Source organism: Streptomyces meridianus, assembly GCF_023703325.1.
GTDB lineage: Bacteria > Actinomycetota > Actinomycetes > Streptomycetales > Streptomycetaceae > Streptomyces > Streptomyces meridianus.
This window is the reverse complement of sequence record NZ_JAMQGM010000040.1, coordinates 21,447-35,634: the sequence shown is the minus strand read 5'-3', so window position 1 is coordinate 35,634 and position 14,188 is coordinate 21,447. Positions and strand designations below refer to the sequence as shown.

14 protein-coding genes and 2 tRNA genes are annotated in these 14,188 nt (G+C 71.5%); 6 read left to right on the top strand and 10 right to left on the bottom strand.

The features are described from left to right. The 3 genes from M1E25_RS19090 to M1E25_RS19080 all read right to left on the bottom strand — a co-directional run. A partial coding sequence (locus M1E25_RS19090) for a TIGR02680 family protein (RefSeq protein ID WP_251417225.1) occupies positions 1 to 1,214 on the bottom strand: 1,214 nt, incomplete at its 3' end. Further along, positions 1,211 to 2,440: a TIGR02678 family protein gene (locus M1E25_RS19085; protein ID WP_251417224.1), complete on the bottom strand. Its 1,230-nt coding sequence runs from the start codon at positions 2,438 to 2,440 to the stop codon at positions 1,211 to 1,213. The genes M1E25_RS19085 and M1E25_RS19090, both read right to left, overlap by 4 nt. Continuing rightward, positions 2,437 to 4,047, bottom strand: a complete 1,611-nt coding sequence (locus M1E25_RS19080; RefSeq protein WP_251417222.1) for a TIGR02677 family protein — start codon at positions 4,045 to 4,047, stop codon at positions 2,437 to 2,439. Before M1E25_RS19080 ends, M1E25_RS19085 begins: the two co-directional genes overlap by 4 nt. A gap of 123 nt (positions 4,048 to 4,170) precedes the next feature. Here M1E25_RS19080 and M1E25_RS19075 point away from each other — a divergent pair, with 123 nt between their 5' ends. Beyond that, positions 4,171 to 4,428 carry a type II toxin-antitoxin system VapB family antitoxin gene (locus tag M1E25_RS19075; RefSeq protein ID WP_251417220.1) on the top strand — a complete coding sequence of 86 codons (258 nt, stop codon included), beginning with the start codon at positions 4,171 to 4,173 and terminating at the stop codon, positions 4,426 to 4,428. After that, entirely contained in the window at positions 4,425 to 4,838 is a 414-nt protein-coding gene (locus M1E25_RS19070) for a PIN domain nuclease (RefSeq protein ID WP_251417218.1), read from the top strand. The genes M1E25_RS19075 and M1E25_RS19070 overlap by 4 nt, the downstream gene beginning before the upstream one ends. Positions 4,839 to 4,901: 63 nt before the next feature. Here M1E25_RS19070 and M1E25_RS19065 read toward each other — a convergent pair whose 3' ends face one another. The 5 genes from M1E25_RS19065 to M1E25_RS19045 form a co-directional block, all read right to left on the bottom strand. Then, positions 4,902 to 6,584, bottom strand: coding sequence for an SWIM zinc finger family protein (locus tag M1E25_RS19065; RefSeq protein ID WP_251417216.1), 1,683 nt, complete (start codon positions 6,582 to 6,584; stop codon positions 4,902 to 4,904). A 282-nt stretch (positions 6,585 to 6,866) separates the two neighbouring features. Further along, positions 6,867 to 7,265, bottom strand: coding sequence for a PIN domain-containing protein (locus M1E25_RS19060; protein ID WP_251417214.1), 399 nt, complete (start codon positions 7,263 to 7,265; stop codon positions 6,867 to 6,869). Further along, on the bottom strand, positions 7,253 to 7,504 hold the full coding sequence (locus tag M1E25_RS19055; protein ID WP_251417211.1) for a type II toxin-antitoxin system Phd/YefM family antitoxin: 252 nt from the start codon (positions 7,502 to 7,504) through the stop codon (positions 7,253 to 7,255). The genes M1E25_RS19060 and M1E25_RS19055 overlap by 13 nt, the downstream gene beginning before the upstream one ends. Positions 7,505 to 7,880: 376 nt before the next feature. Continuing rightward, a tRNA-Ile gene (locus M1E25_RS19050) sits at positions 7,881 to 7,957 on the bottom strand. A 177-nt stretch (positions 7,958 to 8,134) separates the two neighbouring features. Continuing rightward, positions 8,135 to 8,207 (bottom strand) — tRNA-Asn (locus tag M1E25_RS19045). Between the two features lie 150 nt (positions 8,208 to 8,357). Here M1E25_RS19045 and M1E25_RS19040 point away from each other — a divergent pair. The 4 genes from M1E25_RS19040 (at position 8,358) to M1E25_RS19025 (ending at position 10,979) form a co-directional block, all read left to right on the top strand. Then, complete coding sequence (locus M1E25_RS19040; RefSeq protein WP_251417209.1) at positions 8,358 to 8,666, top strand: YtxH domain-containing protein; 309 nt, start codon at positions 8,358 to 8,360, stop codon at positions 8,664 to 8,666. A 67-nt stretch (positions 8,667 to 8,733) separates the two neighbouring features. Then, positions 8,734 to 10,188 (top strand): FGGY family carbohydrate kinase, encoded by a 1,455-nt coding sequence (locus tag M1E25_RS19035; protein ID WP_251417207.1) that lies wholly within the window; start codon positions 8,734 to 8,736, stop codon positions 10,186 to 10,188. 325 nt (positions 10,189 to 10,513) lie between these two features. Then, positions 10,514 to 10,768: a DUF6400 family protein gene (locus tag M1E25_RS19030; protein ID WP_251417205.1), complete on the top strand. Its 255-nt coding sequence runs from the start codon at positions 10,514 to 10,516 to the stop codon at positions 10,766 to 10,768. Continuing rightward, on the top strand, positions 10,755 to 10,979 hold the full coding sequence (locus M1E25_RS19025) for a hypothetical protein (RefSeq protein WP_251417203.1): 225 nt from the start codon (positions 10,755 to 10,757) through the stop codon (positions 10,977 to 10,979). Before M1E25_RS19030 ends, M1E25_RS19025 begins: the two co-directional genes overlap by 14 nt. A gap of 61 nt (positions 10,980 to 11,040) precedes the next feature. Here the strand turns inward: M1E25_RS19025 and M1E25_RS19020 are convergent, their stop codons facing one another. Continuing rightward, positions 11,041 to 12,168: an RNA polymerase sigma factor gene (locus tag M1E25_RS19020; RefSeq protein ID WP_372501112.1), complete on the bottom strand. Its 1,128-nt coding sequence runs from the start codon at positions 12,166 to 12,168 to the stop codon at positions 11,041 to 11,043. A gap of 101 nt (positions 12,169 to 12,269) precedes the next feature. Continuing rightward, positions 12,270 to 14,186: a DNA primase gene (gene dnaG / locus M1E25_RS19015; RefSeq protein ID WP_251417201.1), complete on the bottom strand. Its 1,917-nt coding sequence runs from the start codon at positions 14,184 to 14,186 to the stop codon at positions 12,270 to 12,272. Positions 14,187 to 14,188: the final 2 nt, after the last annotated feature.

The following is a 14,188-nucleotide window of genomic DNA, read 5'->3' as shown; positions in this document are numbered from 1 at the left end:
GCCGTGTCCCGGGCGCGCCCGGCCAGGTCAGCGACGCGTTCCCCGGCCGCCGCGAGGCGCCGCTCGGCCGTGCCCAGGCGCCCCAGGGCCCGGGTGTGCGCCTGGCCCGCGTCCTGACGGTCGGCTTCGGTCCGCCTCAGCTCCTCGGCGGTGCGGCGCGCCTCGGCCGCCACCTGCTCCAGCTCCCGGGCGCTGCGCATCTCGGGGCCCTCACGCAGCGCGGCCTGCTGTGCCTTCAGCCGCGTGGCCCTCTGCTCCAGCTCCGCGATCCGCCCGGCCGCGGCCTCCCGGTCCGTCTCGGCCTGCTTCCGCTCGGCCCGGGCCTGGGCCAGGTCGCGGTGCAGCTGCTCGTAGCGGGCGTGCTCGCTGCGGGGCAACCGGGCGCGGCGGCGGGCGGCGACCCGGGCGTAGCGCCGGTAGTGGTCCAGGAAGGCGGAGGCGGCCCGCTCGGCCTCGCTCGCCGCGCGCAGCTCGTCCTTCTCCTCGTCCAGGGAGCGGAACGCCTCCGCCACGTCGGCGATCACTGCCTGGTCCATCGGGGGCAGCGCCTCGGTCAGGGCACGGGACAGGGCGGCCTCGTTGGGCCGCTTCGACAGCTGCGGCTGACGCAGTTGGATGAGCAGATCGACCAGAGCGGCGTAGCGTCGCTCGCCGAGGCCGAACAGCGCCTCGTCGACCGCGCGGCGGTACGTCGTGGCCGTGTCGTACACCATGCCGTGCCCGGCGAGGGCCTCCGCGAGCCGGTCACGCGACAGGGCGGTGCCGGTCGCGTCGAGCAGGCTGAGGTCCTGGCCGATGCGCTGGTCGGTGACGGCGTACCAGTGGCGGGCGATGCCGCGGCCCGCCACTGCCTTCAGCCCGCAGGCGAGGGTGCGGAAGTGGCTCTGTCCGGTGTCGGTGTCGACACGCCCGAACTCGATCCAGGTGTAGCCGAGCCGCTCGGGGTGCGGGTGCTCCCCGCCGAGCAGCAGGTTCCACTCCATGCGCTTGCCCGGGTCGGCGTCGGGCTCCACCCGGCGCGGCGACAGGTCGCCGTCCAGCAGGAACGGGAGCGTGAGGGCGAGCACCTTGGACTTGCCGGTGCCGTTGTTGCCGCGCAGCAGCAGGCGGCCGTCGCGGAACCAGAACTCCTCGGTGTCGTAGTAGAAGAGGTCGACCAGGCCGATGCGCAGGGGCCGCCACCGGCCGGGCACGGGGTGGGGCAGGGCAGTCACGGTTGTTTTGCCTTTCGCGGGGAGGTGCGCTGTCCGGGTTCCACGACGACGGTCTCGCCGACCGCGTACCGGGCGAGCGCGGGCAGTGCGGCCACGCCGTCGGGTGTGCGCTCCACCAGGCCGAGTGCGGTCAGTCTGGCCACTGCCCGCTCGACCAGTTCCCCCTCCGTGCCCGGTTGCTTGGCACTCTTGGACCAGAACGCGCCGTGAACGGCGGCCAGTTCCCGCACGCGCCGTTCCAGTTCGGCCCGGCCGACCTCGCCGTCCGCGGCGGCGAGGTGCTCGGCGAGCAGCAGGGTGATGTGCCCGTGGGTGCCCTGTTCCGGCATGCGTACGTCGGTGAGGTCGTCGAGGGGGTCGACCATCGCGATGCCCTCGGCCCGTACCTCGGGCACCAGGCCGGTCAGTTCGCTCACGCGTGCGGTGAGGAAGGCGCGCTGGCGGGTGAGGTAGACCAGCTCGTCGTCGGTCAGCTCGTCGTAGTAGAGCACCGGGTCGTCGAGGAGGCGGCGGGTGAGCTTCTGGCGGATCGCGCGGAACCGCAACTCGTCGCTGTCCAGGGCGCTCTCCGCGGTGAGCACGGCCAGCCGCTCCTCGAAGTCCACGGCAGTGATCATCGACGGTCCGTGGCGGGCGGCCAGCAGCCCGGCCAGGACGCGGCGCTCCACGTCGTAGAGCACGTCGCCCGCCCCGCTCACGTAGGCGTCCTCGTCCCCGGCCACCCGGCGCAGCACCCCGTACCGCAGCAGCAGCCGTACGACGGCGGCGAGGTCCAGGCGCTCGTCGCGCCGTTCCAGCGTGAACTCCACGCCGGCGGCGGCCAGATGCGGGTCGGCGGCGTCCAGCACCACCTGTTCGGCGAGGCGGCCGAGCGCGATCTGAGCCTCCCCGCGTTCCAGTGCGGCCAGCGCCAGACACAGCAGGACATAGCGGCGGCGGGTGAACGGCACACCGGCGCGGGACGCCTCGCGCGCCGGATGGGTCGCGTCGGCCAGGGTCCCGGGCGTCCTGCGCAACCGCGCGGACTCCGCGTCCACCCGCAACGACCAGCCGGTGTTGCGGTCGAACCAGTCGCGCAGCTCGGCGGCGTACCGGCGGACCAGGCGGTAGGCGTCGGCACTCGGACCGCGGGCGAGCAGCAGCGGCTCCCTCAGCAGGGCGCGGGCGGCCTTGTGGAACTCGGCGATGCGCCGGTTGTCCAGCACCTCGCCCAGGGATGTGGTCACCGGGCCTCCTGTTCGGGGATGCCCTGCGTGAGGTCGGTGATCTCGACGGTGTGGTCGGGGCCCCGGAACACCCCGCCCGGCGTGCGGATCTCGGCCGCCGTACCATCGTTCAGAGCGGTGAGTCGGATCTCCATCGTTCCGTCGTTGCTGGTCGCCGCGGTCGTGGTCGTGCCGGGCCGCCAGGTGGCCAGGGCGTCACCGAGCAGCCGGAGGAACAGGCCGAAGGCCACCGGGTCCAGCTCCCCGAGCGCGGACAGCCGGGTGGCACCGTCCGTCGCCAGCCGGGCGCGGGCGGCGGCGATCTCCTCCGCCTGTTTCGCGGCGAGTTCGGCCAGCTGCCGCCGCTGCTCGGAGCGGTCCTGCACTCTGCGGGGCTTGCCACGTCGTTCATAGCTTCCGGTACGGCGCAACTGCGGGCTGATCCGCAGCGGTTCGGCCCCGGCCCAAGGGGTGGCGGGGGGCACCGGGTGCGCCGCGCGTTCGGCGAGCGTGTCGGCGTCGACGGTGAGATGACGGGCGGAGTAGAGGCCGAAGGCGGCGCGCCACAGCCGGTGCCGCGCGTCGTCGTCCGGGGCTTCGGCGAACCAGCGCGCCAGGGTCCGGAAGTCTGCCGACCGGTCCGAGCGACCGGCCCGCCGCTCGTTCAACTGCCGTACAACTGCCAGGAGTTGGGGGATCGCGCCGAGTGCGCGTCCGCGCAGCAGGCGGGCCTGGGACTCGCGGCCGTCCGCCGACACGAACCAGGCGGCGAGTCCGGCCCAGCGCCCCGCCCACCGCTCGTACGCCTGCGCCTCGGCGGTGTCCGCCTCGTCCGGAGCGGCATCGGCCGCCTCCCGAGCGGCCGCCAGCCGCAGCAGCACGCTCACCCTGTCCCGGTCCTCCAGCTCCCCGATGAGCAGGGCGATCCGCCCGCCGAGCGTGATCAGGTCCTGGATGAACCGCTCCAGGTACTGGATCAGCCGGTCCTTGTAGGCGAGGAACACCTCGACCTCGACGCCGTGCAGATCGATGGTGCGCTGGAGCGATCCCATGAACGCCCGCGCGTTCTCGGCCAGCGCCCCGAACCGGTCCGTCAGCGCGGACAGCGCCAGATGCGCCTTGGCCGCGTCCGGCTCCTCGTCCGCGGCGAGCACGAGCAGCGCCCGCAGGTGCGTGACGATGTCGTGCAGCGCCACCGCCTGGAGTGCTCCGCGCCGCCCCAGCGCCTCGTCGTACACGGACAGCGCCTGCTCGGCGGCTTCGCCGGCCTGGGTGAGCTGATAGATGAAGCGTCTGCGGTAGAAGTCCTCGACCGCGGTGACCCGGGAGGTGTCCGGATCCGCCCGCAGATTGCCCCACCCGACGAGACTGTCCAGCGCCTTGACGACAGCGTCCGGGCCGACCGGGCGATGCTCCGGCGGCAGCGCGGCGTGCACGTCCTCGGGCCGCAGATGCACCGCGAACCGCTCCTTGGCCGCCAGGAACACGCGCATCACCTGGCGGTAGAGGACGGCGTTGGGTGCGGTGAGGTGAGCGAAGGGGGCGTACGGGGTCTCCGTGGAGGACTCTGTGGAGGGAGCGGCATCGGCGGGGCCGGTGCGGTCCAACTCGGCAGGGCGTGACGTCATCGTCCAGGCATTCTTCCCAAAGAACCCCTGCAGCGACAATCCCGGTTCGAGCCCCTTGAGCCTCCACCAGATATAAGGGGGCGTGTATATTGATATACGACTCCAGATATTCAGGAGGCCGTCATGAGTCGCACGGTGATCGATCTCGACGACGAGGCGCTGGAGGCCGCAGCCAAGGAACTCGGCACCACGACCAAGCGCGACACCATCAACACCGCCCTGCGGGAGATCACCGCCCGCTACCGGCGACTGCGCGCGCTGGCAGAAGCCCGCGAACTGGTCGCCGACGGCGCACTGGACGTGGACGTCCTCCTCGACAAGAGCACATTCCGGCCCATCGGCGGGCAGGACGGGGTCCGCGACGCAGGAGCGGATGCGTGACCATCGCCGACTACCTGATCGACACCTCCGCCCTAGCCCGCGTCCTGCTCGGCCGGACCACGGCCGAGTGGGACGACAGGATCGGCGCGGGACTCGTCGCCCTGTGCGACATCACCGAACTGGAAGTCCTCTACTCAGCCCGATCGGCGGCGGACCGGGAACGCGTGAAACGCGCGCTGGAAGCCCATTACACCTGGTGCCCCATGCCCGACGGCATCTACCGGCGCGCACGCGTCGTCCAGGAACTGCTCACCGCCAAGGGCGAGCACCGCAGTGCGGGCCCCGTCGACCTGCTCATCGCCGCCGCTGCGGAAGAGGCGGGGCTGACCCTGCTCCACTACGACCGCGACTTCGAGACGATCGCCCGCACGACCGGACAGCCGGCACGGATGATCGATCTCAAGGACTGATCGGCCTCGGGCCGTCAGACGCCGTCCAGCACGCAGATGAGCGGGTGCCGGGTCCGCTCACCGTCACAGCCCGTGCCGGTCGAGGATGCTCATCAATTTCCGCCTGCGTTTCAGTTCTGTCCGCAGGCCGGCGAGATACACGCCGAACACCTCCTCGGTGCGCAGCGCACGATGGCAGTCACGGACGCCCTGCAGCAGCCGTGCCAGGTGCTCGTAGGCGCGGTCCCCCGTCGGCTCCTTCGACCGCTCGACCAGCCGCAGGTACACGCCGAGCGCCTCGGCCGGGCGCGTCTCGCGCGACAGGTCGGCGAGTTGCGCCCACTGCCGGTCGTCGGCGCGGCCGGGGGCCTCGCGCCAGGCGGCGTCCAGGTCGCCGTCGTCGAGCAGTGCGTCGATCAGCACGGGCCCGCCGTACCGGCCGCCGCGCTCACGACGGGCGCCCTCCTCCAAGGTGGCCAGCGCCGCCGCGCGCTCCGCCTCCCAGCAGTCCACAGCCCCGGCGGCGGAGCGCAACTGCCGGTAGGCGGCCAGGGACCGCTCGACACGGAACCGGTCCCGGCGCACCGCGACCGCGTCGGCCTCCCGCCCCGTCTGCGCGTACCGCACGCACACGTAGTCGACCAGACGGCCGTCGATGTACGTCTCGGCGGCGCACTCCCGCAGTCCCCGTTCCGCCCAGGCGAGTGCCTCGTCCGCACGGCCCGCCGTTTCCAGTTCCTCGGCGATGAGCAGATGGGTGGCACCGGACGGGTCGAGGTCCTGCGCATGCAGGGCGACCAACGCGTCGACGTCACCCGCTGCCTTGATCAGACGCTCCATCAGGTACCGCTCCGCCCAGCCGGACCGCCTGCGCCTGAGCGCCTCGGCCGTCAGCTGCCGCATGCGGGCCAGTCCGCTCGGCCCCAGCACGTCGGCATAGTCGAGCGGATCCAGGTCTGTCACATCGCTGTCGTCGGCGAGCAGACGTCCTACCAGCCACTCCGCCAGCCGCTCCGGATCGGGGCGTGCGACCCCGCAGGCCTCCAGATGGACCTCCGCCACTGCGGCGGCGGCCTCCCCGACCACGCCGTCCGAGTCGTCGATCTCCCCGTACGTCTCTCCCAGCGCCCGGAGCGCCTCCTCGGCCAGACCGACCGCCTGCGCCGACTGCCCGTCGGCGGTCAGGGCGCGCAGGGCGCTCACCGCCTCGGCGACTTGCCGCGCATAGCCGGAGGCATCCGCGTACTCGATGTACCCGTACCGGGCGAACGGCCGCGGATCGATCAGGGCGATGATCCGATCCCGGACCGTACCGAGGTCAGTGCGCGCAGCGGCTGCCCGCAGCTCCAAGCGCCGGCGCAGTTCCCGGTCCTCGGCGATCTGCTCCCGCACCAGCACCAGGAGTTGGTCGCGTGACAGCCCTGAAAGCCACGCTTCCAAGCCGGAAGACCGTGCCCGCGCCGCGGCCCGCTGATGCGGGATCGTCTTCGCCCGCCGCAGCACGGTCAGCCCGACCGCCACACAGTGCTTGCAGAAGTTGCCCTCCTGCCCGTACGGGCAGTCGCACCACCCCGAGATGCCCTCGCCGCCACCGAGAGTGAGCTCCACCTCGTAGACATCCGTGCCGTACACCACGGCGGTGACCGAGCCCTCCCCCACCTCCAGTCCGCTCACCGCGTCCAGATACCCCAGCCCCCGCTCGAAGGACCGAGTCCCCGCCACCGCCCGCAGATCGTCCTCGCCGAACCCCACCACTCTTCGTGCCACACCGGTATTCAACCGCGGAAGACGGGTCGGGGAGTCCCGAAGATCTCAGCCATCCCCCTCCCTCGGCGCCCCATCCCGAGCTGACGCCCGGCCGAGTCCCATGCGATGCGTCGCTGCCGGCGTCGCGGCGGGCATCCTATGGACCGCGCCTTCTGACCCACCACCGCTTTCACCTACCGCACGGGGTGGATGACCGCGCACGATGCCACAACTCCCGTCACTCGGTGGGCAGCCAGCGGCTGAGGCAGGCGCACTTGCCAACAGCCAATCGCCCCGGGCCCGTCACAACCGACGTACGCGAACACCGGGAAGGCCGTCGAAGCGCGCTCGCTTGTCGTAGGTGACTACTGTGCGTGCGGTGGTCAGGGCGGTTGCCGCGATGATCAGATCGTGGGCTCCTCTGGGCTGGCCGGCCCTGCGGACGTGGGCGAGCAGCCGCGCATGAGCCCGCGCGATGTCCACGGCGTACTCCTCGACCGGAACCGTGGCGAGGATGGCATCTACGAATGACTGGCGGGCAAGCCGGTCGGTGTCGTCGGCCAGTTCGACGCCCTGGAGCAACTCCGCAGCCGTAATGGCAGCGATCACTGGATCGTCATCGTCCGCGAGTACATCGTCGAGAACGACTTTCCGGCGCTCGACCGCGATCAATACGCCGGTGTCCAGGATCAGTCGTTCCACGGATCGTCCAGGGTCAGCAGATCACGGGTGGCCATCACATCGCCCTCGAAGGCGTCGTCGAGGGAGTCGACGTAGGGCAGGAGAGCATCCTTCACCGCGCGGCCGGTGGCTTTGGGTGCCGGGCCGAGCACGGCCAGGCGTTTGCCCCCGCGGGTGATCACGATGGTTTCGCCGCGTTCCGCGCTGTCCAGCACGGAGGCGAAGTTCCGTGATGCTTCGGTAGCGGTCATCGTCCTCATGACCTCATGCTCTCAGAGAATCTGATATCCGACAAGGCGGGAGGTCGAGCCGAACACCTGCGGGGGAGCGCCGCCCGGCAGGCTCGGGGTAGATGGATCGATGGCGCTGACGGTCGGGGCGCCCGGGCTTCTTGCGGCCCGCCCCATTGCCTCGCGTCCCCTGCATGTCCCCTGGATCTTGCTTCTCGACTTCACTGCGTAACCAGCAGCAGCCGATCTTATTCTGAATCGTCGCAGGTCAGAGCGTTGACAGGGACATCCGGACGCCCGCAGCGAACCTCAGACAACACTTGTGAGCAGCGGATTCTCTCCGTCGGGACCGAGTAGGTGACCCAGAGGTACTGAAGAGACGTTTCCGCAGGTCACATGCCTGCACTGGTGGGGCGGGTGGGACTCGAACCCACGACCGACGGATTATGAGTCCGCTGCTCTAACCGGCTGAGCTACCGCCCCGTAACGGCGCGCCGCGCACATCTGTGCGCGCCGTCTGCCGCAGCATAGCTGCTCATACGATCTGCCGCCCCTACGGGCCGCAGTCGACCGAACCCAGTGACGTCGATCATGGCATCCGCGGTTCCCGAAAGATCCGGAACATCAAAAAAGGCCCCTGACGGGGCCCTTCGCGATGCGCTCCCCCGACTGGACTCGAACCAGTAACCTGCCGGTTAACAGCCGGCTGCTCTGCCAATTGAGCTACAGGGGACTGCTCTGCTCGGGAGGCCGGCCGGTTCCCCGGGGGCGTTCCCTTGCTGCGAGCAATACATTAGCGCATGCCTGGGGGTGCTCCGAAATCGGTATTCGCATCGTGTCCGGCAAGGCGGGGCAGGTGTCCCTGGACGCCACGGAGAGAAGGGTGGAAGCCATGCGGTACCGGCTCACTTTCATGATCGGCCTCGCGGCCGGCTACGTCCTCGGCGCACGCGCCGGACGGGAACGGTACGAGCAGCTGCGCAAGGCAGCCCAACAGGTCGCCCAGAACCCCGCCCTCCGCAACGCGACGGAGTCCGCCGCCCTCGGCGGCCGCGAGTTCGCCTCGAAGGCGGCGGGCACGGTGAGCGCCAGGATGGGCGACCGCATCCCGCGCGCGGTCGCCGACCGCATCCGTTCTCTGCGGGAGCAGAACAACGGGGCCGGGGACGACTGGGGCACGAGCAACACCTGAGGGCGTTGCGGCGGCGGCCTTGCCCCGGGCCGCCGCCGCAGCCGCGGAATGAGGCAACATCTGACCAATGGGCATAGTCGCCGGACTGGACAGTTCGTCCGTCCACACACGCATCGTCGTCTGCGACACCGATACCGGTGCCGTGCTCCGACAGGGCCACGCCCCGCACCCGGCCGTCGAGGCCGAGGGCTCCGGCCGTCGCAACGAGGCCGACCCGCAGTGCTGGCTCATGTCCCTGGGCGAGGCCGCCGGCGGCGGTCTCCTGGAGGGCGTGCAGGCCATCGGCGTCTCCGCGCAGCAGCACGGGATGCTGCCGCTGGACGAAGCCGGGGCTCCGGTGCGCCCCGCCCTGACCGGCAACGACCGGCGGGCGCAGCCGGCGGCTGCGGACCTGATCGAGGCGATGGGCGGCCGGGACGCGTGGGCGGATGCCGTCGGGTGCGTGCCGCAGGCCGCCCTGCCGGTGGCGAAACTGCGCTGGCTGGCGGACTCCGAGCCGGAGGCAGCCCGGCGGACCGCCGAGGTGCTGCAACCGCACGACTGGCTGGCGTGGCAGTTGCTCGGCCGCCCGGCCCGCCGCACGACCGATCGGGGCGATGCCTCCGGGACCGGTTACTGGTCCGCGGAGGCCGAGTCCTACGTGCCCGAGCTCGCCGAACTCGCGCTCGGACACCGGGTGATGCTTCCCGACGTGCTCGGCCCGGCCGAACCCGCCGGACGCACGCCCGAGGGCCTGCTCATCTCCGCCGGCACCGGCGAGACCATGGCCGCCGCCCTCGGACTGGGCGTCGGCCCCGGTGACGCGGTGGTGTCCCTGGGCGCCTCCGGGTCCGTCTTCGCCGTCCATCACGAGCCGCTCACCAACTCCGGCGGCCTGATCACCTCCTTCGCGGACGCCACGGGCCGGCACCTGCCGGTACTCCACCTGCTCAACGCGGTGCGCGTCCTGCGCGGAACGGCCGAGCTGCTCGGGACCGGTCTCGAGGGGTTGTCGGAGCTGGCCCTGAACTCCACGCCCGGTGCGCACGGTCTGGTGCTGCTGCCCTACCTGGAGGGCGAGCGGACCCCACGGCTTCCGCACACCGCGGGCACCCTGTCCGGGCTGCGGCGGGAGAGCATGAAGCCGGAGCACCTCGCGCGGGCGGCGGTCGAGGGGATGCTGTGCGGGATCGCGGACGCGCTGGACGTGCTGCGCAGGCGGGGGGTCGAGGTGCGCCGGGTCTTCCTCCTCGGTACCGCGGCCGAGCTTCCGGCGGTACAGGCCGTGGCGCCCGCGGTGCTCGGCGCACAGGTGCTCGTACCGGATCCGGCCGACTACGCGGCGCTGGGCGCGGCCCGGCAGGCTGCCTGGTCGCTGGGCGCGGTGCAGGGGAACCTGTCCCCGCACGACCCCCCGCAATGGCAGCAGGCGGCCTGCCGGAGGTTCGAGCCCGGCGACGACGCATCCGCGGGCCTCGCCGTGCGGCAGCAGTACGAGGCCGTCCGGGAGGCTGCCCACCCCGGGGCGTTCGGCGCCGGGTGACGACGCGGGCACGGGCGCTGTCCTGCCCCGGAATGCGTCGGCGGCGCACGCCGTCCTGCCGCCCGACCGGTTCGGCGGGGGCGTCGGTCCGGACCAGGGGCGTCCGATGGGTCCGGGCCGCCCGGAAGCAGCGGCAGCGATGGCGCGGCGGCCGGGCCGCGGCCCCGGGTCGGGAGTACGGGGGCTCAGGACCGGGGGAAGAACCGGCACGGAACGGAACACAGAGCCCGATGAAATGGGTCACAACCGGGCATTCGGCCTGTTTTCTCGCCGTCCGATTTGATACACACGTTTGGATAGTCCCCCGAACGGCTCAGAGGTTTTCATGTCTCACGACAACACGTCCGAGCAGCACCACGTGCTCGAGATGGACCTGACCCAGGACGAGGCCCGGCGCCGCGCCGAGGTCGTCGCGGCGCTCGGCGACGACTGGGACCCGGTCGCCGTCGTCAAGGGCGAGGAGGAGGCGTACCGCCTTCTCTACTCCGGGCTGGACGAGGAACAGGCAGCCGTCCACCGCGAGCTCGTCGCCGCCGGGATCCTGCCGCCCCTGCCCGAGGACGACAGTGCTGCCGCTTGACCCCAGCGCCGATCTCGGACGCCGCGCCTGGATCCCGTGCCCCCGCTGCGAGGACCACACGGACTGCCCCACCTGCCTGGCCGGCCGCAACTGCACCGACCACTGGCGCTACCTGCTCTCGAACCGCGGCAGCCTGCTGCACCTGCAGTGCCCCAACTGCACGCACCTCTGGTCGCACGAGTCCGGCTTCGGCGCCGGCGGCTCCCGCTGATCCCGCCTGTCGTCCACAGCACCGCAGCGCGGACGACCGGTTCGGACGCGGGGTGCCCGGCTCAGTCCAGGTAGCCGCGCAGCTGCTGCGCGTAGGCGTGATGCCGCAGCTTGTTGAGCGTCTTGTGCTCGATCTGCCGGATGCGCTCCCGGGTCACCCCGAAGTCCCGGCCGATCTCCTCCAGGGTTCGCGGACGTCCGTCCACCAGGCCGTACCGGAGCTGCACGACCCTGCGTTCCCGCTCGCCGAGCGTCGACAGAACCGTCTCGAGGTGCTCACGCAGCAGCAGGAACGCGGCCGATTCCGCCGGTGAGGCGGCGTCGCGGTCCTCGATGAGATCGCCGAACGACACGTCGTTCTCCTCGCCCACGGGCGTGAACAGCGAGACCGGCTCCTGGGCCAGGCACAGCACCTCGCTGACCCGCTCCTCGGTGAGTCCGAGCTGCCCGGCGACCTCCTCGGCGGTGGGCTCGTATCCGCGCTCCTGGAGCATGTGGCGCTGGAGGCGGACGACCCGGTTGATCAACTCCACGACGTGGACCGGGATCCGGATCGTGCGCGCCTGGTCGGCGATGGCCCGCGACATGCCCTGGCGGATCCACCACGTCGCGTACGTCGAGAACTTGTAGCCGCGGGCGTAGTCGAACTTCTCCACGGCTCGGATCAGCCCGAGGTTGCCCTCCTGGACGAGGTCCAGCAGAGTCAGCCCGCGGCCCGCGTACCGCTTGGCGACCGAGACGACCAGCCGGAGGTTGGCCTCGATGAGGCGGCGCTTCGCCATCCGCCCGAGGACGACAAGCCGGTCGAGGTCGCCGGCCGGCCCGGAGCCGAGGTCGGACGCCTCCGCGAGCTTCTCCTCGGCGAACAGCCCGGCCTCGACCCGGCGGGCCAGTTCGACCTCCTCCGCCGCCGTGAGCAGCGGAATGCGGCCGATCTCGCGCAGGTACTGGCGCAGCAGGTCCGAGGAGGAAGCGGTGTCCGCCCGCAGGGCGGCCTTCACGGCGACCGGTCCGGGTGACGGCGGCGGCGCCTCCGGGTGGTGCACGGCGGCACCCTGGGCCGGAACGGTTGCGCCGGGGACGGTGAGGGGCGGAGTCTGCACGGGGGCGCCCTCCAGAAGAGTCGCTGCCGGACCGGAGGAAGCGCGGCAGGGGGATTCGGCCGGAACGAACTCGTCCGCCCGACCCAGTGTGCTGTACGACACACCGCGGCCACGAGGGGTGTGCGCCCACTTTCTGCACCGAGGGGCGATCAGCCGGTTAAGCCGGAATCATGGGGTGACGGCAGGGATCAGAGTGCCGCCGCGCCGCGCTCGCGCAGCGACTGGCCGTACTGCTGGAGCACCCACAGCTCCTGCTGCACGGCGGCGAGCTGCCCGGGGTCCGCTCCCCCGCCCAGCCGTTGGAGCGTGCCGCGGATGTCGGCGATGCGCTGGTTCACCGCGGCCAGGCGCACGGCCACCAACTGCACTCCGGCATAGGCCTCGTCGGGGTCGCGGCGGGTGTGCAGCGGCTCGACGGCGAGCTCCGTGACGAGGGCGCGCACGGAATCGTCGGGGGCGGCGTCGCGGACCCGCGCCAGGAAACCGCTGCCCGCCGCCGTCGTTCCCCCGGCGGCCTCGATGGTCTGCCGCACCACCGCGTACGGCGGCGCGGTGAACTCGTCGGCGCCGTAGGCGTCGAACGCCGGTGAGACCAAATCCGGGAACTGGAGGGCGAGTTTGAGCAGTTCGCGCTCCACGCGGTGGGCCGGGCTGCGCAGGTTCAGCGCAGGACCCGACCGGGTCACCGGTGGCGGCGTCTGCTGCTCCGACGACGCGGAGGTGCGGTGCCGAGGGGAACGGGAGCCGGTGACGGGCGTGCCGCCGCGTCCGCGCTCACGTGCCCAGCGGGCGAGCTGGCCGACCCGGCGGACCACGAACTGGGTGTCCAGGATGCCGAGCAGTCCCGCCAGCTGGACTGCCGACTCGTGCTGGATCGATCCGTTCTTGATGCTCGCGACGATCGGCGCGGCCTCCTCGAGAGCAGCGGCGCGGCCCACGGTGGTGTCGAGGTTGTGCCGGGAGACCACCTGCCGGATGGCGAACTCGAAGAGCGGCGTGCGGCTCTTGACCAGCGCCTCGACGGCGTCGTCGCCGCGGGCGAGACGCAGTTCGCACGGGTCCATGCCCTCGGGAGTGACGGCGATCGAGGTCTCCGCCGCGAATTTCTGGTCGTCCTCGAACGCGCGCAGGGCGGCCTTCTGGCCGGCGGCGTCACCGTCGAAGGTGAAGATCACCTCGGCGTTGGCGTTGTCCATCAGCAGCCGCCGGAGGATCTTGACGTGGTCGCCGCCGAACGCGGTGCCGCAGGTGGCGATGGCCGTGGTGACCCCGGCGAGGTGGCAGGCCATGACGTCGGTGTAGCCCTCGACGACCACCGCCGTACTGGACTTCGCGATCTCCTTCTTGGCGAGGTCGATGCCGTAGAGGACCTGCGACTTCTTGTAGAGCGGGGTCTCGGGGGTGTTGAGGTACTTGGGCCCGTTGTCGTCGTCGCGGAGCTTGCGGGCGCCGAATCCCACCACCTCCCCGGTGATGTCCCGGATCGGCCACATCAGGCGTCCGCGGAACCGGTCGATCGGGCCCCGGCGACCGTCCTGCGCGATGCCGGAGAGAATGAGCTCCTTGTCGCTGAAGCCGCGGCCCCGCAGGAAACGCACGAGATGGTCCCAGCCGGCCGGGGCGTATCCCACGCCGAAGTGCCGGGCGGCATCCTGGTCGAAACCGCGGTCCGCCAGGAACTGCCGGGCGATCGCTGCCTCGGCACCGTCCAGCTTCTCGACGTAGAACTGGGCGGCGGCCCGGTGCGCCTCGACCAGACGGATCCGCTCACCCTGCTGGCGTCCGGGCGCGTAGCCGCCCTCCTCGTAGCGGAGGGTGATTCCCGCCTGGGCGGCCAGCCGCTCGACGGCCTCGGAGAACGACAGGTGGTCGACCTTCATCACGAAGTCGAGGGTGTCGCCGCCCTCCTGGCAGCCGAAGCAGTAGAAGAGTCCCTTACTGGGGCTGACCTGGAAGGACGGGGATTTCTCGTCGTGGAACGGGCAGAGCCCCTTGAGGTTGCCCCCGCCGGCGTTGCGCAGCTGGAGATACTCGGAGACGACTGCGTCGATCGGGACCGCGTCCCGGACCGCCTTCACGTCGTCGTCGTTGATCCTGCCTGCCACGC

Coding starts and splice junctions, on each gene's coding strand:
- M1E25_RS19080 (WP_251417222.1), bottom strand. CDS start 4,047: ATGACGTCACGCCCTGCCGAGTTGGACCGCACCGGCCCCGCCGATGCC.
- M1E25_RS19075 (WP_251417220.1), top strand. CDS start 4,171: ATGAGTCGCACGGTGATCGATCTCGACGACGAGGCGCTGGAGGCCGCA.
- M1E25_RS19055 (WP_251417211.1), bottom strand. CDS start 7,504: ATGAGGACGATGACCGCTACCGAAGCATCACGGAACTTCGCCTCCGTG.
- M1E25_RS19035 (WP_251417207.1), top strand. CDS start 8,734: ATGGGCATAGTCGCCGGACTGGACAGTTCGTCCGTCCACACACGCATC.
- M1E25_RS19030 (WP_251417205.1), top strand. CDS start 10,514: ATGTCTCACGACAACACGTCCGAGCAGCACCACGTGCTCGAGATGGAC.